Source organism: Nonomuraea sp. NPDC003201, from assembly GCF_053590415.1.
The window spans coordinates 1-17,020 of sequence record NZ_JBSFTC010000048.1 but is presented as its reverse complement, the minus strand read 5'-3'; the positions used below and the strand labels follow the sequence as shown (position 1 = coordinate 17,020).

The 17,020-nt window shown below is 69.5% G+C and carries 20 protein-coding genes; 7 read left to right on the top strand and 13 right to left on the bottom strand.

Going from position 1 to position 17,020, the window contains the following annotated elements:
- Positions 1–116 precede the first annotated feature (116 nt).
- Complete coding sequence (locus tag ACWDX9_RS19660) at positions 117–908, top strand: CAP domain-containing protein (RefSeq protein WP_449955726.1); 792 nt, start codon at positions 117–119, stop codon at positions 906–908.
- 133 nt (positions 909–1,041) lie between these two features.
- On the opposite strand, the gene ACWDX9_RS19655 is transcribed toward ACWDX9_RS19660, so the two are convergent.
- Genes ACWDX9_RS19655 through ACWDX9_RS19640 form a run of 4 tightly spaced genes read right to left on the bottom strand, consistent with a single transcriptional unit; the run spans position 1,042 to position 4,359 of the window.
- Positions 1,042–1,815, bottom strand: coding sequence for an ABC transporter permease (locus tag ACWDX9_RS19655; RefSeq protein WP_449955723.1), 774 nt, complete (start codon positions 1,813–1,815; stop codon positions 1,042–1,044).
- Complete coding sequence (locus ACWDX9_RS19650; protein WP_350729629.1) at positions 1,812–2,561, bottom strand: ABC transporter permease; 750 nt, start codon at positions 2,559–2,561, stop codon at positions 1,812–1,814. Before ACWDX9_RS19650 ends, ACWDX9_RS19655 begins: the two co-directional genes overlap by 4 nt.
- Positions 2,558–3,310, bottom strand: coding sequence for an ABC transporter ATP-binding protein (locus ACWDX9_RS19645; protein WP_350729627.1), 753 nt, complete (start codon positions 3,308–3,310; stop codon positions 2,558–2,560). Before ACWDX9_RS19645 ends, ACWDX9_RS19650 begins: the two co-directional genes overlap by 4 nt.
- Positions 3,307–4,359: an ABC transporter substrate-binding protein gene (locus ACWDX9_RS19640; protein ID WP_449955720.1), complete on the bottom strand. Its 1,053-nt coding sequence runs from the start codon at positions 4,357–4,359 to the stop codon at positions 3,307–3,309. Before ACWDX9_RS19640 ends, ACWDX9_RS19645 begins: the two co-directional genes overlap by 4 nt.
- A 219-nt stretch (positions 4,360–4,578) precedes the next feature.
- On the opposite strand from ACWDX9_RS19640, the gene ACWDX9_RS19635 reads away from it, so the two are divergent.
- Complete coding sequence (locus ACWDX9_RS19635) at positions 4,579–5,772, top strand: metal-dependent hydrolase family protein (protein ID WP_449955717.1); 1,194 nt, start codon at positions 4,579–4,581, stop codon at positions 5,770–5,772.
- Here the strand turns inward: ACWDX9_RS19635 and ACWDX9_RS19630 are convergent.
- Positions 5,728–6,885, bottom strand: a complete 1,158-nt coding sequence (locus tag ACWDX9_RS19630; protein WP_449955714.1) for a PucR family transcriptional regulator — start codon at positions 6,883–6,885, stop codon at positions 5,728–5,730. The two genes, ACWDX9_RS19635 and ACWDX9_RS19630, sit on opposite strands and share 45 nt — an antisense overlap.
- Before the next feature lie 88 nt (positions 6,886–6,973).
- Between ACWDX9_RS19630 and ACWDX9_RS19625 the strand changes: the two genes are divergently transcribed.
- Positions 6,974–7,900 (top strand): adenosine deaminase, encoded by a 927-nt coding sequence (locus ACWDX9_RS19625; RefSeq protein ID WP_350729620.1) that lies wholly within the window; start codon positions 6,974–6,976, stop codon positions 7,898–7,900.
- Between the two features lie 246 nt (positions 7,901–8,146).
- Here ACWDX9_RS19625 and ACWDX9_RS19620 read toward each other — a convergent pair whose 3' ends face one another.
- From ACWDX9_RS19620 to ACWDX9_RS19600, 5 genes are all read right to left on the bottom strand, one after another.
- On the bottom strand, positions 8,147–8,410 hold the full coding sequence (locus ACWDX9_RS19620; RefSeq protein WP_355208778.1) for a hypothetical protein: 264 nt from the start codon (positions 8,408–8,410) through the stop codon (positions 8,147–8,149).
- 205 nt (positions 8,411–8,615) lie between these two features.
- The gene (locus tag ACWDX9_RS19615; RefSeq protein ID WP_192787646.1) at positions 8,616–8,879 is read right to left on the bottom strand and encodes a hypothetical protein; all 264 of its coding nucleotides are present in this window, start codon (positions 8,877–8,879) and stop codon (positions 8,616–8,618) included.
- 464 nt (positions 8,880–9,343) lie between these two features.
- Positions 9,344–10,111, bottom strand: coding sequence for a type I methionyl aminopeptidase (map, locus tag ACWDX9_RS19610; protein WP_363976157.1), 768 nt, complete (start codon positions 10,109–10,111; stop codon positions 9,344–9,346).
- A gap of 73 nt (positions 10,112–10,184) precedes the next feature.
- The gene (locus ACWDX9_RS19605; RefSeq protein ID WP_449955709.1) at positions 10,185–10,904 is read right to left on the bottom strand and encodes a siderophore-interacting protein; all 720 of its coding nucleotides are present in this window, start codon (positions 10,902–10,904) and stop codon (positions 10,185–10,187) included.
- Positions 10,901–11,434, bottom strand: coding sequence for a PadR family transcriptional regulator (locus tag ACWDX9_RS19600; protein WP_363976163.1), 534 nt, complete (start codon positions 11,432–11,434; stop codon positions 10,901–10,903). Before ACWDX9_RS19600 ends, ACWDX9_RS19605 begins: the two co-directional genes overlap by 4 nt.
- Positions 11,435–11,839: 405 nt before the next feature.
- On the opposite strand from ACWDX9_RS19600, the gene ACWDX9_RS19595 reads away from it, so the two are divergent.
- Positions 11,840–12,304, top strand: a complete 465-nt coding sequence (locus ACWDX9_RS19595) for a hypothetical protein (RefSeq protein ID WP_449955706.1) — start codon at positions 11,840–11,842, stop codon at positions 12,302–12,304.
- Between the two features lie 130 nt (positions 12,305–12,434).
- Here the strand turns inward: ACWDX9_RS19595 and ACWDX9_RS19590 are convergent, their stop codons facing one another.
- The 3 genes from ACWDX9_RS19590 to ACWDX9_RS19580 all read right to left on the bottom strand — a co-directional run bounded on the left by ACWDX9_RS19590 (position 12,435) and on the right by ACWDX9_RS19580 (position 14,551).
- The gene (locus ACWDX9_RS19590) at positions 12,435–12,752 is read right to left on the bottom strand and encodes an HIT family protein (RefSeq protein ID WP_449955704.1); all 318 of its coding nucleotides are present in this window, start codon (positions 12,750–12,752) and stop codon (positions 12,435–12,437) included.
- A gap of 135 nt (positions 12,753–12,887) precedes the next feature.
- A complete protein-coding gene (locus ACWDX9_RS19585; protein ID WP_449955701.1) occupies positions 12,888–13,535 on the bottom strand; it encodes a class I SAM-dependent methyltransferase in 648 nt (215 codons plus the stop codon).
- Positions 13,536–13,573: 38 nt separating this feature from the next.
- Positions 13,574–14,551, bottom strand: a complete 978-nt coding sequence (locus ACWDX9_RS19580) for an NAD(P)-dependent alcohol dehydrogenase (protein WP_449955698.1) — start codon at positions 14,549–14,551, stop codon at positions 13,574–13,576.
- Between the two features lie 125 nt (positions 14,552–14,676).
- Here ACWDX9_RS19580 and ACWDX9_RS19575 point away from each other — a divergent pair, with 125 nt between their 5' ends.
- The 3 genes from ACWDX9_RS19575 to ACWDX9_RS19565 form a co-directional block, all read left to right on the top strand.
- Positions 14,677–15,015, top strand: coding sequence for a hypothetical protein (locus tag ACWDX9_RS19575; RefSeq protein ID WP_449955695.1), 339 nt, complete (start codon positions 14,677–14,679; stop codon positions 15,013–15,015).
- Positions 14,993–15,448, top strand: coding sequence for an acyl-CoA thioesterase (locus ACWDX9_RS19570; protein ID WP_449955692.1), 456 nt, complete (start codon positions 14,993–14,995; stop codon positions 15,446–15,448). Before ACWDX9_RS19575 ends, ACWDX9_RS19570 begins: the two co-directional genes overlap by 23 nt.
- 142 nt (positions 15,449–15,590) lie before the next feature.
- The coding region (locus ACWDX9_RS19565; RefSeq protein ID WP_449955689.1) for a DNRLRE domain-containing protein at positions 15,591–17,020 on the top strand (1,430 nt) is incomplete at its 3' end.

The window sequence follows — 17,020 nt, the reverse complement described above, 5'->3', positions numbered from 1 at the left end:
ATCACGATTCAGCCACTTGGAGCTCCAAGTTAGGTCTGAAATCTCCGTACATGGTCGACTCGGGAGCGCCAGAATGCGGGTTCGACGCAATGTCGAGCCCTGAACCGGAGGAAAGAATGCGCGGACAGCTCCAGGCACTCATCTGCCTCGGGAGTCTGGCGGCGTTGAGCTTCCCCGCGACCGCCGCGCAGGCGGCCACCCAGGCCACCCAGGCCACCCAGGCTGCCTCGGCGCAGACGTGCCGCGTGGTCGCGGCCAAGCCGGTCGTGACCAGGGGCGTGGTCCGAGGCACCGCCACCAGGACGGGCTGCACCGACCAGGCCCGGCTCAGGGTACGCATCCACGTCGTCGCGTCGGGCTCCGACCGGGTCCTCAAGAGCGGCTCGAAGACGGTCGGCACCGGGCGGATCACCGCAGGCGTGCGGTGCTCCCCCACCCCGCGCAGCTACTACGTGGTCGCGGTCGACTCCAAGGGGCGCGGCAGCCGGTCACGCCCGGTGAGGCTGTCGTGCGCGTCGGGCGGCGGCTTCGCGTCCTCGATCGAGACGGAGGTCGTCAAGATCACGAACAGGGCCAGGGCGAAGAAGGGCTGCCGTCCCCTCATCCACGACCCCAGGCTGCACCTCGCCGCCGAACGCCATTCGGCCGACATGGGGGAGAACAACTACTTCTCGCACGACTCACGCGACGGCCGCACGTTCGACCGGCGCATCAGGGCCGCCGGTTTCTCCTTCAGCTCAGCCGCCGAGAACATCGCCATGGGCCAGCCCACCGCGGCCTCCGTGATGAGCGGCTGGCTCAAGAGCTCAGCAAACCGGGCCAACATCCTCAACTGCTCCTTCACCCACATCGGTGTCGGGCACAACGCCAAGGGACCAACCTGGACCCAGATCCTCGCCACCCCCTGAGCCACGGGAGCGTCGGGCCTCCACCGGCCACACCCGCCGGTATCCCACCGCACGCCCACGCGCTCCCTTCCGAGCGGGTCCGGCCGCGTCTCCCCCGCACACAGGACCGCGGCCGGGCCCGCAAACTCCCCGCTTACGAGCGGTCGGAGAAGCGGGCCAGGACCAACGACTCGACCACGCCGACGATCGCGTACGCCAGGATCGACACGGCGGTGACCACCACGATGTCCGCCCACACCTCGTCGTAGCGGAAGCCGCCGATCGCCCGCAGGATCTCGGCGCCGATCCCCCGGCCCGTGGCCAGCCACTCCGCGATGAGCGCCCCGATGATCGAGGCGGGCACGGAGATCCGGGCCGAGGCGAAGACGGAGGGCATCGCGGTCGGCACGGCCACCTTGCGCAGGACGGTCAGGCGCGTCCCGCCGTACGCCATGATCAGGTCGGTGGCCTGCGGCGAGGCGGAGCGCAGCCCGAAGGCGATGTTCACCAGCGCGGGGAAGAAGACCACGATGCCGCCGATCACGGCCACGCCCAGCAGGTCGCGGCCGAAGATCAGGGTGATCAGCGGCGTCATCACCACGAGCGGCACCGAGCGCAGCAGCATCGCGACCGGCATGAACGTCTGCTCGACGGTCCTGAACAGCACGAACGCGACCGCCACGACCATGGCGGCGATCATCCCGGTGGCGAACCCGATGGCCGCGTCCCTGATCGTGATGCCCAGCGCGCCGAACACGGCCTCGCGATGGGCGGCCGACGAGGTCAGGTACTCCCAGACCTGCGGCGGGCGCTTGCCGACGAGCGGGCTGATCCCGAACGCCTCCAGGGCCACCCACCACGCGGCCACGACGATGACTACGGAAGGAACCAGCGGCCCGACGATCCTCAGCACGGTGCGGCCGATCACTGTGACTCGCCTCTCGACCAGGGGGTGACCACGCGCGCGAGGAGGGCGACGATCGCGTACCCGAGCCCGGCGATCAGCCCGGACACGAGCGCGAGCCCCCACGTGCGCGGCACCTGGAACTGCTGCTGGGAGATCATCAGGGAGACGCCCAGCCCGGAGTCGTTGCTGCCGAGGTACTCGCCGATGATCGCGCCGAGCAGCGCGGAGGGCGCGGAGATCTTCAGGCCCGCGAACGTGCTGGGCAGGGCGGAGATGATCTGCACGTAGCGGAGCCTGGCCAGCCGGCCGCCGCCGTACACGGTGACGACGTCCAGGCTGGCCCGGTCGGCGGAGCGCAGCCCGAGCAGGGCGCCGATGAGCGTGGTGAAGAAGACGGAGATGGCGGCGAGGAAGACCACGGTGGCGTCGCCGCCGAAGACCACCAGCACGATGGGGCCGATGGCGAGCAGCGGGATGCAGTAGCTGATGACGGCGAGCTGGGTGGCGACGGCCTCCAGCCGGGGCACGAGCAGCACCAGCAGCGCCACGCCGATGGCCAGCCCGTTGCCCCACAGGAAGCCCTGGACCGCCGCGCCGAGCGTGGCCGAGACGTTCGGGCCGTAGAAGGCCCAGCCGTCGGCGCCCATGGCGGCCAGCACCGCCCACGGGGTGGGCACCGCGCCGCCGCCGGCGAACACGGTGACGGCGAGCAGCCACCACAGCGCGACGAGCGCGACGACACCGAGCAGCCCTTGGACGCGCCTCATGCGCCGTGCCCGAACAGCAGGTCGCTGAGGTGGTCGTGGATCGCGTGGAACTCGGGCGTACGCATCATCTCGGGGGTGCGGGGCCGGGGCAGCCCGATCTCCACCATCTCGATGACCCGCCCCGGGCGCGGGCTCATGACGGCGACCACGTCCGAGAGGAAGATGGCCTCGCCGATGCCGTGGGTGACCATGAGCGTCGTGGCGGGCTTCTCGGTCCAGATGCGCAGCAGCTCCAGGTTGAGCCGCTGCCTGGTCATGTCGTCCAGCGCGCCGAACGGCTCGTCGAGCAGCAGCACGCTGGGCTTGACCACGAGCGCGCGGGCGATGGACACGCGCTGCCGCATGCCGCCGGACAGCTCGGCGGGCCGGGCCTTCTCGAACCCCTCCAGCCCGACCAGCTTGATCAGGTCCTCGATCACGCCGGGCTCCGGCTTGAGCCCGGCGACCTCCAGCGGCAGCCGGATGTTGGCCGCGACGCTGCGCCAGGGCAGCAGCGCGGAGTCCTGGAAGGCGATGCCGAGGTGGTGGCTCCTGCGCAGCTCCTCGGGCGTCTCGCCGTTCACCCGGATCTCGCCCGACGTGGGCTCCTCCAGCCCGGCGAGGATGCGCAGCACCGTGGACTTGCCGCAGCCGGAGGGGCCGAGCAGCGACAGGAACGAGCCCTTCGGCGTCTGGATGTCGACGCCCTGGAGCGCGGTCACTCCCTTGCCGAAGGACTTGCTCAGCCCCGCGATGCTGATCCCCGTCATGACAGCTTCAGGCTCGGGTCGGCCTTGTAGATCTCGTCCAGGATCGTCAGGTCGAACAGCTGCTCGGCCTTGATGGTCAGGCCGGCCTTGGCGAGCGAGGCGATGTTCTGCTCGATCAGCTCCGGCGTCATCGTGAACAGGCCGTTGGCCTTGACGTCGGGGGTGACCACGAGCTCGTTCTGCATCTTGGCCTCCTCGGTCTGCTCCTTGACATCGAGGTTCTGGTCCTTGCCGTAGACGGTGGCGGCCAGCTCGGCGGACTTGGCCGGGTCGGCGACGGCGTCCCTCCAGCCCTTGATCTCGGCGGTCAGGAACGCCTTGAGCTTGTCGCGCTCCTTGTCGATCGTCTCCTGCGTCACCGTGAACGTCTCGGCGACCAGCGGCAGGCCGGCGTCGGCGAACAGCAGGTAGGCGGGGTCGTGGCCCTGCATCCGCAGCCGTACGGGACCGCTGGTGACGTAGCCGACGTAACCGTCGAGCTGCCCGGAGGTGAGCATCGAGGGGTCCGACTGGAACGGCACGCGGGTCACGCTCGACGGGTCGAGGTTGTTGGCCTTGAGCAGCGCGTTCCAGACCAGCTCGTTGGAGTCCTGAACGCCGATCTTCTTGCCGACCAGGTCCTTGGCGTCCTTGATCGGGTTCTTGTTGAGCGAGACGATCGCGAACGGGTTCTTCTGGAAGGTCGCACCGACGATCTTCAGCTGGGCGCCCTGCAGGACGGCCGGGGCGGTGATCGTGGGCGCGGACAGGCCCGCCCAGCAGCGGCCCGTGGCCAGGCCCGACTCGACCGAGGTGCCGGAGCCACCGCCCGACAGGAGCTCGACCTGCGAGAACCCGGCGGCCTTGAAGTAGCCCTTGGTGTCCGCGAAGTACTCGCCGGCGAACTCGACGTTCTTCTTCCAGGAGAGCTGGAGCTTGACCGAGCCCAGCCCGCTCGTTTCTCCGCCGCCGCCGGCGGCCGTGGGCTCGCCGCAGGCGGCCAGGCCGAGCGCCAGACCAGCCAGACCTGTTGTCCGCAGGAACGCGCGGCGATCGAGGGAAATAGCCATAATTCATCCTTGAGCGGCGGTGAACGTGCAGGTCAGGACGGTATCCATTGATTATTACCATCGTGTGACGGTGGTTTTGGACGCCCGGGCACCGGAAGCCGTCACGCAGGGAGAATGCGGGAAAACCGCTGGCGAGCCCTGTAGGTCCCTACGAGAGCGCCACCCGAGGACCGTAGATCCCTCCAGCCACCCGGCGGCTCCGGTAGCGTCGTGCCTGAAATGAGACTCGACGGAATCCCCCTTTGGGACGGTATCGAATATCGCGGCCCAGTCGATCTGAGCTGGGAGCCGGACCGGATCATCAGCGTGCAGCCGGACGCCCTGCCCGGCCACGACGGTCTGTGCGTGCTTCCCGGCCTGGTGGACACGCACGTGCACCTGGTCGGCTACGCGGGACCCGGCGACCCGCCGGACTTCGCGACCTGGCCGCTGGTGACCACCCGGGACGAGCAGGTGCTGCACGGCGCCGCCCACGCCCAGCGGGCCATGCGGCACGGCGTGACGACCCTGCGCGACCTGGCGGGCGACGAGGCTCAGATCGCGCTGCGCCGGGTGTTCGACGCCGGGGTCCTGCCCGGGCCGCGCGTCCAGGTGCACGGCGTGGTGGGGATGACGGCCGGGCACAACGACCTGTTCGTGCCGCCCGCGTTCCCCGTGCGCAAGCCCACGGCGGACGGCCCCGACGAGTGCCGCAAGCTCGTACGCGCCTGGGCCCGCGCCGGCATGGACGGCATCAAGCTCACGACCAGCGGCGGCGTGCTGTCGATCGGCGACAAGAACGCCTGGCGCAACTACACCCGCGACGAGATCAGGGCGGTCGTGGACGAGGCGCACGCGCTCGGCATGCTGGTGGCCTCGCACGCCCACTCCGAGGACGGCATCCGCGTGGCCGTCGAGGAGGGTGTCGACTCGATCGAGCACGGCACGCTCATGAGCAAGGACCTGGCCGAGACGCTGGCCGCCCGGGGCACGCCGGTCGCGCCGACGCTGCTGATCAACGAGGCCATCGCCGAGGGCCGCGTCCCCGTCACGCCCGAGGCCAGTGCCAAGGCCGCCGAGCTGATCGCCCGCCGCGACGTGCTGCTGGCCCAGGCCGCCGCGCTGGGCGTGCGGTTCGTGCTCGGCACCGACGCGAACGGCCACCACGTGCAGTTCGGCGACCAGTTCGCCGAGGTCGTCCACATGACGCGGGTGCTCGGCATGGACGCCGAGTCCGCGCTGCGCGCGGCCACCTCCGACGCGGCCGACTCGATCGGCATGCCCGTGGGGCGGATCGCGCCGGGGCTGGGCGCCGACTTCGTCGTGCTGCGCGGGCGTCCGTGGGAGCGCATCGAGGACCTGGCCACGGAGAACATCGTGGCCGTGGTCTCACGGGGGCGCGTCGTCGCGGGCCGCCTGCCCGTCTCTCCCTGACCGCAGCGCCAGGTAGAGGTCGGTACGGTCGCGCATCGACGACATGCGCCGCCCGGTCAGCTCCTCGATCCGCTGCATCCGGTAGCGCAACGTGTTGACGTGCACGTACAGCTCGTCGGCGGTGCGCTGCCAGGAGCCGCACGTCTCCAGGAAGATGTCGAGCGTGCGCAGCAGCTCGGAGCCGTGCCGCGCGTCGTACTCCTCCACCGGCCCCAGCAGGTGATCGCGGAAGGACCGGCGCACGCTGGCCGGCAGCGCGGCCATCAGCAGGTCGAAGCTGTCGATGTCGGCCACCGACATGATCGACACCGGCCCCGGGCCGCCCCGCGCCGATTCCATGCCCCGCCTGGCCGTCTCCAGCGCCTCGCCGAGCTGTGACACGCTGGCCGCCATCTCGCTGATCCCGGCGGCGATGCTCAGCCCGGGGCGCTCGGCCACCAGGCCGCGCAGCTCGTCGGCCAGGCTCTTGCGTGACGCCCGGCCGTTGACCAGCACGATCGCCTCCTGCGAGGTGCCGCCGACGATCAGGTGCCGGCCCCTCCTGGCCAGGCCCTCGTGCAGGACCTCGGGCAGGTCGTACTCGTCATTCGCCGGTCCTGTCCGCGTGATCGCCATGGCGGCCGTCGGCAGGCCCGGGTCGGCGCCGAGCAGCCGCAGGTGCGCGGAGACCTCGCCCGGCGGGATGTGGCCCAGCACGTCGAGCAGCGTCTGCGCCCTCACCCGTTCGGCCCTGCGCTGCTCGGCCGCGAACCCCTCGGCCGTCACGACCTGCGTGATCACGCCGAACGACTGGTCGGGAGCGGCCAGGAGCAGCGGCAGCCGGCGCCGTTCGCACGCCTTGACCAGCTCCTCGGGCAGCTCTCCCAGCACGATCAGCCCCACGACCAGGCCGGCGGCGTCGGTGGCCCACAGCGCGTCGGCGAAGCGCTCACAGTCGGCCGGCTCGCCGTACCAGACGCCGCTGGTGAGCACGAGGTCGCCGGACTGCAGGTAGCGTCGGGGGTCGGGCAGGTCCGTCGGGTACGCGCGCCGGATCTCGCGGTCGACCCCCTCGTGACCCGTCACCAGCGTCAGCCGCAGGTCGTCGCGCGCGAGCAGGTCCGACAGCCTCATGAAATCTGATGTTATGCCAGCTCAATAGCCAAGAGTTCAGAGGTTCGCACGATACTCCGGCCTCGCGGGGTCGGGTTTACTCGTGGTCATGCGTCCCAAAGCAGAGCTCCATCTGCACATCGAAGGCACCCTCGAGCCCGAGCTCGTCGTCGAGCTGGCCCGGCGTAACCGGATCGACCTGCCGACCTTCGACGTGGACGCCATCCGCTCCCGCTACTCCTTCACCGACCTGCAGTCCTTCCTGGACCTCTACTACGAGCACATGGCGGTCCTGCGCACCGAGGAGGACTTCTACGACCTCGCCGCCGCCTACCTGCGACGGGCCAAGGAGCAGGGCGTGCGGCACGCGGAGATCTTCTTCGACCCGCAGGCGCACCTGAGCCGGGGCGTGCCGCTGGAGGTCGTGTTCGGCGGGCTGTCGGCGGCCCTGAAGGACGGCGACGTGTCGGCCGCGCTGATCCTGTGTTTCCTGCGTGACCAGGGGGCGGATGAGGCCGAGCAGGTGCTGCGGGCGGCGCTGCCGTACCGGGAGTCGTTCATCGGGGTGGGGCTGGACTCGGCGGAGGTGGGCTACCCGCCGTCGCTGTTCAGGCGGGTCTTCGAGATCGCGGCCGCCGAAGGGCTGCACCGGGTGGCGCACGCGGGCGAGGAGGGCGGGCCCGACTACGTGTGGGAGGCGCTGGACATCCTGCGCGTCGAGCGGGTGGACCACGGGATCAGGGCCATGGAGGACCCGCAGCTCGTGGCCAGGCTCAGGGACGAGCGGATCCCGCTGACGGTGTGCCCGCTGTCGAACGTACGGCTGCGCGCCGTGCCGTCCCTGCGTGATCACATCCTGCCCGCGATGCTGGACGAAGGGCTCGTCGTGACCGTCAACTCGGACGACCCCGCGTACTTCGGCGGTTACGTCGAGGACAACTACGCGGCGCTCCAGCGGGAGCTGGGGATGACGGACGAGCAGCTCGACCGGATCGCCCGCAACTCCTTCGACGCTTCGTTCGCGTACGAAGGGTGAGACTACGGGGACCTGCCCCTCGGCATCGGCCGCCGAGGAGCAGGTCCCGTAGCGGCATCGCTGTTCTGGCGAGGTGTTCGCAACCACCGCCTCCGAGTGGCCCTGCGTGGGTGACGGACGCGGATTCGAAGTGCGGGCCGACCACCTGCGCGAGGCCTCTCTCACAGACGAGACTGGGCGAGACCGTGAGGCCCGACCCTGCGGGCGGGCCCCGTGGTCACGTTTCTCAACCGCCGAAGAGACTACTTAGGCGAGCGTGCACTTCCGGTTGTCGTTCTCGTCGTGACGGCTGAGGATGTCGAGGATGTCGCCGGTCTTGACGCTCAGCAGGCTGTTCTCGTTCGTGTTGATGTCGCCGCCGGCGATGAGGTTGTCGTCGCCACAGACGAACAGGATCTTCCTGTTGTCGTCGTGGTCCTTCGGGAAACCGGTGGTGGCCGCGAACGCGGAGCCGCCGAACACGGCCATCCCGGCGACGAGGCCGGCCAGAACGAGTCCATGTCTGTACATGTCGATTCCTCTCTGATGCATTTCAACTACTCTCCGTAGCTGTCGGACGGAGATGTCCCCGACGCTCGACTGCGACAAACGCCCACAATTTTCACTTTTGACCCTGTGGGCGCTTCTCTCACAGACGAGTGGTTGAGCAAGACCAAGGGGCCCGGCCTGACAGGCGGGCCCCGTGGTTACGTTTCTCAACCGCTGAGGAGACTGCTTAAGCGAGCGTGCACTTCCGGTTGTCGTCCTCGCTGTGGGCGCTGAGGATGCCGAGGATGTCGCCGGTCTCGATGTTCAGCAGCTTGTTCTCGTTCTTGTTGATGTCGCCACCGGCGATGTAGTTGTCGTCGCCACAGACGAACAGGATCTTCCTGTTGTCGTCGTGGTCCTTCGGAAAGCCGGTGGTGGCCGCGAACGCGGAGCCGCCGAACACAGCCATCCCGGCGACGAGGCCGGCCAGAACGAGCCCATGTCTGTACATATCGATTCCTCTCTGGTACCTGTCCACTACTCTCCGTAGCTGCCGAGAGTGAATGTCCCCGGCCCCCAACTTCGACAAACGCCCACAATTTCGCTCTTGACCTGGCGAAATGGCGCGCATGGCCGAACCGATATGTAGATCGTCGATCTTGACGTGGCAGTGCTTCCCCGTGGTGACTCCTGTACCTTTTCCCACCTCGCCACAGACCTTGGCGCGGGCGCATTCGGGGCCTCAGACTGGTACATACGGGAGGTGATCATGACCATGCGTAACGACCCGCCCCTTCCGACCGCCCCCGAACGGCGCTCCTGGCGCGCTCTGGTGGTGGTCGGGCCGGTGTTTTCCACGCGTCGCCGGTGTTCGGCTCCCAGGACGACTTCCACGGATCACGTTCGTCGTCGCGATCGCGCCGGCCTACGACGTGCCGGTGCGGCGCACCAGGTTCCCGTTCGGGATGCGGGAGCCTACGGCACGGTGAGGATGACCGGCCCGTCCGCGGTGATGGCGACCGTGTGCTCGACGTGCACGCTCCTGCTGCCGTCTCCCGAGCACACCGACCAGCCGTCCTCGGACATGTAGTACTCGTCGTCGCCCCCGGCCATCAGGCTCGGCTCGATCGCGATCACCAGGCCGGGACGCAGCCGCATCCCGCGTCCCGCGCGGGCCTCGTTGGGCACGAACGGCGACTCGTGCATGGCCCGCCCGATGCCGTGGCCGCCGAAGTCGTTCTGCATGCCGTATCCCGCGCCGCGCCCGACCGTGGACATGGCGTGGCCGATGTCTCCCATCCGGCCGCCGGGCACGGCCGCCTCGATGCCGGCGGCCAGCGTCTCCTCGGCGACCCTGATGAGCTTGAGGTCCTCCGCGCGCTGCTCGCCGACCGCGAAGCTGACCGTGCCGTCGGCATGCCACCCGTCCACGAACGCGCCGCAGTCGACGCTGATCAGGTCGCCGTCACGCAGCCGGTACGGGCTCGGCAGGCCGTGCAGCATGACCCCGTTCACGGACGTGCAGATCACCCCCGGGTACGGGGTCGCGCCGAACGACGGGTGGTAGCCGAGGAACGACGCTCCCGCCTTCGCGTCCTCGATGACCGTCCGGGCCACCTCGTCGAGCGCCTTCAGCGAGACGCCGACGGCGGCCCGCTCGCGCACCGCGGCGTGGACGGCGGCGACGACCCGCCCCGCCTCCCGCATCGCGTCGATCTCCCCGGCACTCTTCAGCTCGATCATGGCCCCTCCTCGCGTGCGTTACCAATAACTATACCGGTATTACTATCACGCTACGAGGGCCTGTCGCACCGCTCTAGTCGAGCCCCTTTCTGCCGGGCGTCCAGAAGGGCTTCGTACGGACGTCCCTGCGCTGCCAGCCGCGCTCGTTGACCAGGTGGGCACGGATGGCCTGGATCGTGCGCGCCTCCCCGGCCAGGTAGGCCACGCCGGGCTCATCCGGCAGGTCCAGCTCCCTGACGGCGTTGACCAGGACCTCCGACCTGGCCGCCGGCTTGCCGCCCCGGCACACCTTGAGCAGCTCCTTGGACAGCTCCAGATGGTCGCCCGGCCCCTCGGCCTCCACCGCGCCGTATGCCGCGACGCCTTCCGGGAGCGCCCGCAACATCGCGCCGAACGCCACCGAGGCCGTCTCCTCACCCGCGAACAGGTGGTAACGGGCTTCCTGCGTGACGAAACTGCCGTCCGGCCTGGTGAAGGAGATCTCCATGCCGGGCTCGGCGGTCCTGATCCAGGAGGCGCCCGGCGAGTCGCCGCCGTGGTCGTAGCCGATCAGGTCGAGGGCCTCCCAGGCCGGGTCGTGCCGCCAGATCGAGTAGGTGCGCAGGACGCCGCCCAGCAGGCCGCCGCCGCCGATGAAGAGGCGCACGTGCTGGCCGGGCGTCCATTCCAGGTCGGCGAGCGCCTCTCCCCCAATCCTGACCCGCCGCATGCGGGCGGCCATCTCCTCGACCTCGACCACCTCGCCGGTGAGGAACATCCGGTCGAGTAACCGCCGTGCGACGCTCCGCCTCATGGCGCCTCCTTCCATGGCCGTCTCCTGGTGTCCAGCTCCTCGATCCTGCGGCGAGCCTCCACGAAGACCTCCTGGATGCGCTCGACCACGGCCGGGTCGCCGTGCGCGTGGGCCAGCGCCTTCACGGCGGCTTTGACCAGGCGCAACGCCGGCCCGACGATCTCGGCGGCCTCGGGCTCGCGGAACATCCCCCACTCGCCCCTGCTCGCCGCCCGCCCCCACAGCCGCTCGATCACGTCGGCCTGCTCCTCGGCCGCCCGCCTGCCGTCCTCGGTGACGTGGTAGACCTTGCGGCCGTCCGTCTGCTCGACGCGTACGAGTCCTTCGTCCTCGAGCAGTTGGAGGGTGGGGTAGATGGAGCCGGCGCTGGGCTCGTAGGTGCCGTTGAAGCGGTCGGCGAGGCGGCCCATGACCTCGTAACCGTGACCGGGCCGCTCGACGATCAGGGCCAGGATGGCCAGGCGAAGCTCGCCAGGACCGAAGAAGCGCCCGGTGGGGCCCCGCTCGGGGCCGCGACGTGCGTGCATCATGGCTCGGATGCTATATCGAACGATATAGCTAAGCAACTGTTGATCGAGCCCATCGCGGCCCGGCCACCCGGCAAAGCCGCAGGACAGGGCTCTTCTTCGGAGATTGTGGTGGCGGTTGGTGATGCCACTGTCGGGGGTATGGAGGCTAACGGTGCTGTTGTGGAAGGTGTGGAGTCGTTTGTTGCCGGAGGGCGTGTGCGCACCGTACGCCCCTCTTCCGTCCACGCTCGCTATGACGGACGCCTGAAAACAAGGCTATGGCCTGTCCTATGCCCGGCTCCTCGGCGAACATGGCAAAACCACAGAACGTGTCTCCGCTTCGTCACAGGAGCGCGGCCGTCGTGGCGCCGTACTCATCCAAGGTCCCGGACACGCGGGGCGAGCCATCCAACACAGGGGGAATTGATGAGTACACGGGGGAACGGCAAGCGGCCGCGGATCAGCGCTCTGCGCGCGCACGGCGTGCGGGCGCTGGCCGTGGGAGGGACGCTGGCCGCCTCGCTGCTGGCCGTCGCCGGGCCGGCGCACGCCACGACCGACGTGAGCGTGTCCGGTTCGGAACTGTACGTCTACGGGGGCGACGCGTCCGACAACATCGACCTGTCCCTGTCCGGCCGCTGGGTGATCGTTTCGAACTCCGGCGACAGGATCGAAGCGTCCGCGCCGTGCAGGCGGGAGAGCGCCAACCGGGTGGCCTGCCCGGCCGACGAGATCGAGTCGATCGTGGCGGTCACCGGGCCGGGCGACGACACGCTGCGGAACCGTACGCGCCTGCCGATGCGGGCGAACCTGGCGCCGGGGCGGGACAACCTCATCTCGGGGAACGGGGCCGCCACCATCGGCGGCTCCGGCAACGTGATCGAGATGTAGTCGGGCGACGACCTGCTTTCCGGCAACGGGGGGCATCGACCTGGCCGGCGTGGGCGATGGCATGGACAGGTACGACGCCGGGGCCGGGAAGCTCGGCGAGAACTGATTGACGGGTGAGTGCCCCGCCGCTTCAGGAGAGGCGGCGGGGCACTGACCGGAACCGGCGGATCTCCACCCCCAGCGCGCCCGTGAGCCGGCGCCCCACCTCCACGGTGGCCCGCATGACGTGGGCCGCCTCGTCGAGCGGGATGTCCGTCAGATCCCGATGATGCGCTCTCGGCACGACGAGCGTGTGCCCTTTGGTGGCCTGGGCGAGGTTGAGGAAAGCGATCGTGTGGTCGTCCTCGTGGATCGTCTGTGCGGGCTCGACCCCTTCGACGATCCGGCAGAAGACACACGTGCCGCCGCTCATGCCACCGGCGACGCGCCCGGCCTCGGTGTCCGTCACGGATCACGATGCTCGCAGCCCCACCGAAACCCGCTCAACCGATTATCCGGCGTCCTGCTCGAACAGGCGGTGGGGGAGCGCGCCCTGGCCGGATTGCAGCACGTGGCCGTGCCCCAGCGGGATCCAGTCGTTGTGTCAGGCATCGGCGATGATCGCATAGCGCTCGTCGTGCACGGGACTGCCCCAAAGGTCGGTGTCGTCGCTGAGCGGCTCGACGCGCAGGTCGGCGACCAGCGGGCGGACGGCGGCGGCCAGGTCGGCGGCGCTGAGACCGCCGTTCCAGGGCAGCGATCCGGCTCCCTCCACATAGGGCTGCCCGGTCTCCCGCCAGCGTCCCTCCACGAGCACGAGCCTGCCGGACGGGCGCAGTCGGCCGGCCCACTCGCGCAGCGCCGCCCCGGGGTCGGGCAGGGTCCACACCAGGTGCCGGCAGAGCACCACGTCGAAGCGGTCGTCGCCGGTGGGCGGGGCGGCGGCGTCGCCGACCAGGAACCGGCCCGCGAGCCCGGCGGACGACAGCTTGGCGCGGGCCTGCTCGACCATCCGTGGCGCCACGTCCACGCCGGTCACCCGGTGCCCGGCCGCGGCCAGCAGCATGGCCAGGGATCCGGTGCCGCAGCCCACGTCGAGGACGTCGGCCGGGTGGGCCGGGGTCCAGGCGCGCAGGCGGCGGTCCCAGGCGGCACGCGTGCGGTCGGCCCGCAGGCCGTGGTCCGGCTCCTCGTCGAAGGTGGGGGCGGCGGCGTCCCAGTAGCCGGTGATCGCGGAGGTGAGATCGGACATGGGCCCGATCCTTTCAACCGCCACCGACAATCCCGCCGTCATGCCATGGTGATGACGACCTTGCCCCGGGCGTGGCCGCGCTCGATGTAGCCGATCGCCTCGGGGACCTCGCTCAGCGGGTGGGTCCGGTCGATGACCGGCCTGATCTTCCCCGCTTCGAGCAGGTCGCGCAGGGCCACGAGATCGTCCGTGTTCTCGTCGGCCACGTATCCGGCGAGCAGGCTCTGCCGTACGAACAGGGACGACACCATCACGTGGATGATGCGGGTCATGACCCCCACCCAGCGCCCGCCCTTGTCGCCGCTGTTGTGCAGATAGATCCCCTGAGGGGCGAGGACGCGCCGGCAGTCCGCCAGGGAGCGGTTGGCCACGTTGTCGAGGATGACGTCGTAGCGCTCGCCGCTCCGCGTGAAGTCCTCCTTGGTGTAGTCGACGACGTGATCGGCGCCGATCGAGCGTACGATCTTCACGTTCCCGGGCCCGCACACGCCGGTCACCTCGGCGCCCAACGCCTTGGCGATCTGCACCGCGAACGGCCCCACCCCGCCCCCGGCGCCGTTGACCAGCACCTTCTGCCCGGCCCTGACCTGCGCTTTGTCACGGAGGGCCTGTAACGCGGTGACGGCCGCCACCGGCACGGCCGCCGCCTCCTCGAACGTCAGCCCGGCGGGTTTCCGCACCACGAACCCCTCCGCCGGAACGGACACGTACTCGGCGAACGCGCCACGGCAGAAGCCGTACACCTCGTCGCCGGGCCGCAGCGCGGTGACGTTCTTGCCGGCCGCCACGACCTCCCCGGCCAGGTCGCCGCCCAGCAGGTGGGCCTTGGGGCGGGTCAGCCCGGCCTGCGCCCTGAAGATGTAGGGCAGGCCGCGCAGGAGGTGCCAGTCCCCCGCGTTGACGGAGGCCGCCCGGACGCGGACCAGCACGTCATCGTCGCCGATCTCGGGTTTGTCGACATCCAGGAGCTTGATGACGTCGGGCGAGCCGTAGGAGTGGTAGCGGACGGCCTTCATGGCAATGCTCCCTGGTCAGAGACTTCGGTCATATGTAAGATTCTTCTTACACATGAAAGACGGTAACACTCACCGATCGCCATCGACAATGCTCACCAATCGGTAGCAATTGCTAACCTATGGACATGGAGCCATGGCCGCAGAAAGATCAGATAGCCGCGGCGCTACGCCAGATCAGCGCCGGATTCGCGGCGCTGGCGGATGCGATCTCGGCCGATCCGGCTCAACCCCCAGCAGACAGCCGGCATCGAGCGCTCATCGCCGAATGGGGGCGCGATGGCCTGACCAGGGCTGAAGCCAGCGCGTTGTTCCGCAAGCACGGCTTCTCCCCCCAGGCCGCCGGCGGCTGGGTTCGCGGCGACTGGCTGGAGGTCCGCGAGGACGGTCGCCGCTATCTCACCGAACGTTCGCTGCACTGGCTGGCCGGACAAGGAGCCCCCGATGACGCACAGCCCCGTGACTGAGCCCTTCAGCGTCCGCCTCGAGGTCCGCATCTACGAGATCGACCCGCAGCTCCACCTCAACGGCGGCTTCTACATCCAGTACGCCGACCACGCCCGCTTCGCCTGCGTCCGGGCCGCCGGGGTGTCGGTCGAGGAGCTGCTCGACAGCGGCCTCGGCCCCGTCAACCTCGAGACCGTCATCAAATACCACCGCGAGCTGCGCGGCGGTGACGAGGTGGACGTCACCTGCGACTGGGAGTGGAGCGACGGGAAGACCTACCGGGTGCACCATCTCCTGCGGCGCGTGGACGGCACCGTGGCGGCCGAGGTGAGCCACGTGAGCGGCCTGCTCGACCTGAAGACCCGCCGGCTGGTGCCCGATCCCGACCGCGAGTGGCACACGAGAGCCGCCAAACCCGAGCTCCTCGGCCTCACCCGCAGATTCGGCCCCTGAAGAAATATTCGAGCAGAATGCACAAAACCCTGGACTCCCGGTTCCGGGGCGGGTGAAAATCCGATCGTCCATCCGAAGATCGTGGAAACGCCGGGCAGCTCTTGTTCCGCGCGTAACCCCTGCTCAACACGGGCGAGGACGTATGCGGGTAGTACATGGGCTGCTCACGGCGGCGCTGATCTTAACCATCTCTCCGGCGGTCGCCGCCCAGGCCGACGATGTGCCGAAACCACCGAAGGCCGTCCAGGAGCCGCCGAAAGCCGAGGAGTCCGCGGTCGCGGCCGCTCGGAGCGCCGGCCGGCCGGTGGAGATCGAATCGATGCGTACGGAGACCCGCCAGGTCTTCGCCAAACCGGACGGCACGCTCTCGATGGAGCTGAACGTCCGCCCGGTGCGCGTCAGGCAGGCGGGCGGCTGGGTCCCCGTCGACACCACGCTCCGCCTCAACCCCGACGGCTCTGTCAGCCCGGCCGCGACGGCGATCGGGCTGAGGTTCTCCGGCGGCGGCAACGCCCCGCTGGCCAAGCTGTCGCGCGGCGCCAAGTCCCTGGAGCTGGGCTGGCAGGGCACCCTGCCCAAGCCCACGCTGAACGGCGACACCGCCACCTACCCCGAGGTCATGCCCGGCGTGGACCTCCAGGTCACCGCGGACGTGGACGGCTTCTCCCACATCCTGGTGGTCAAGTCTCGGGCCGCCGCGGAGAGCATGACGGAGCTGACGTTCCCGCTGTCGGCCTCCGGCCTGTCGGTCGAGTCGGACAAGGCGGGCAACATCGAGGCCGTCGACAAGAACGAGGGCACGATCTTCACCGCGCCCACCCCGAAGATGTGGGACTCCAAGGGCATCACGAGCCCGCAGGCGCTCAAGGAGGGCCGCTCCCCGGAGGCGCGCGAGGCGACGATGGGCGTGGAACTCGCGGGTAAGCAACTGCGGCTCAAGCCCGACAGAAAGATGATGACGGACCCGAACACCAAGTTCCCCGTCTATCTCGACCCGTACTTCTCGGCCGCCCGCAACGCCTGGACGGCGGTCTGGAGCAACTGGCCCAACTCCAACTACCTCAACTCCAGCGACGTCGCCCGGGTCGGCCACGTCGAGTCGCAGAAGAACCGCACGTTCTTCCAGATGAACACCGGCGCGACCATCCACGGCAAGCAGATCATCAAGGCCACGCTGCGCACGTACGAGACGTGGTCGTACTCGTGCAGCGCCCGCAAGGTCGAGGCCTGGGCCACCAACACCATCAGCAAGGCCACGACCTGGAACAAGCAGCCCTCGTGGGTCAAGCTGCTCTCCACCGTGAACGTGGCCAAGGGCTGGGGCTCGTCCTGCCTGCCCGGCGGCGTCGAGTTCGACGTCACCTCGCAGGTCGTGGACGCCGCCGCCAAGAAGTGGCCCAACGTCACGATCGGTCTGCGGGCCACCAGCGAGACCGACGTGTACGCGTGGAAGAAGTTCAAGAACAACCCGAGCCTGGTCATCGAGTACAACTCGATCCCGTCCGACCCGGTCGCCGCCGACGCCTGGTCGGACCCGGGCGGTCCCTGCGTCTCCGGTGACGGGCGGCCGGT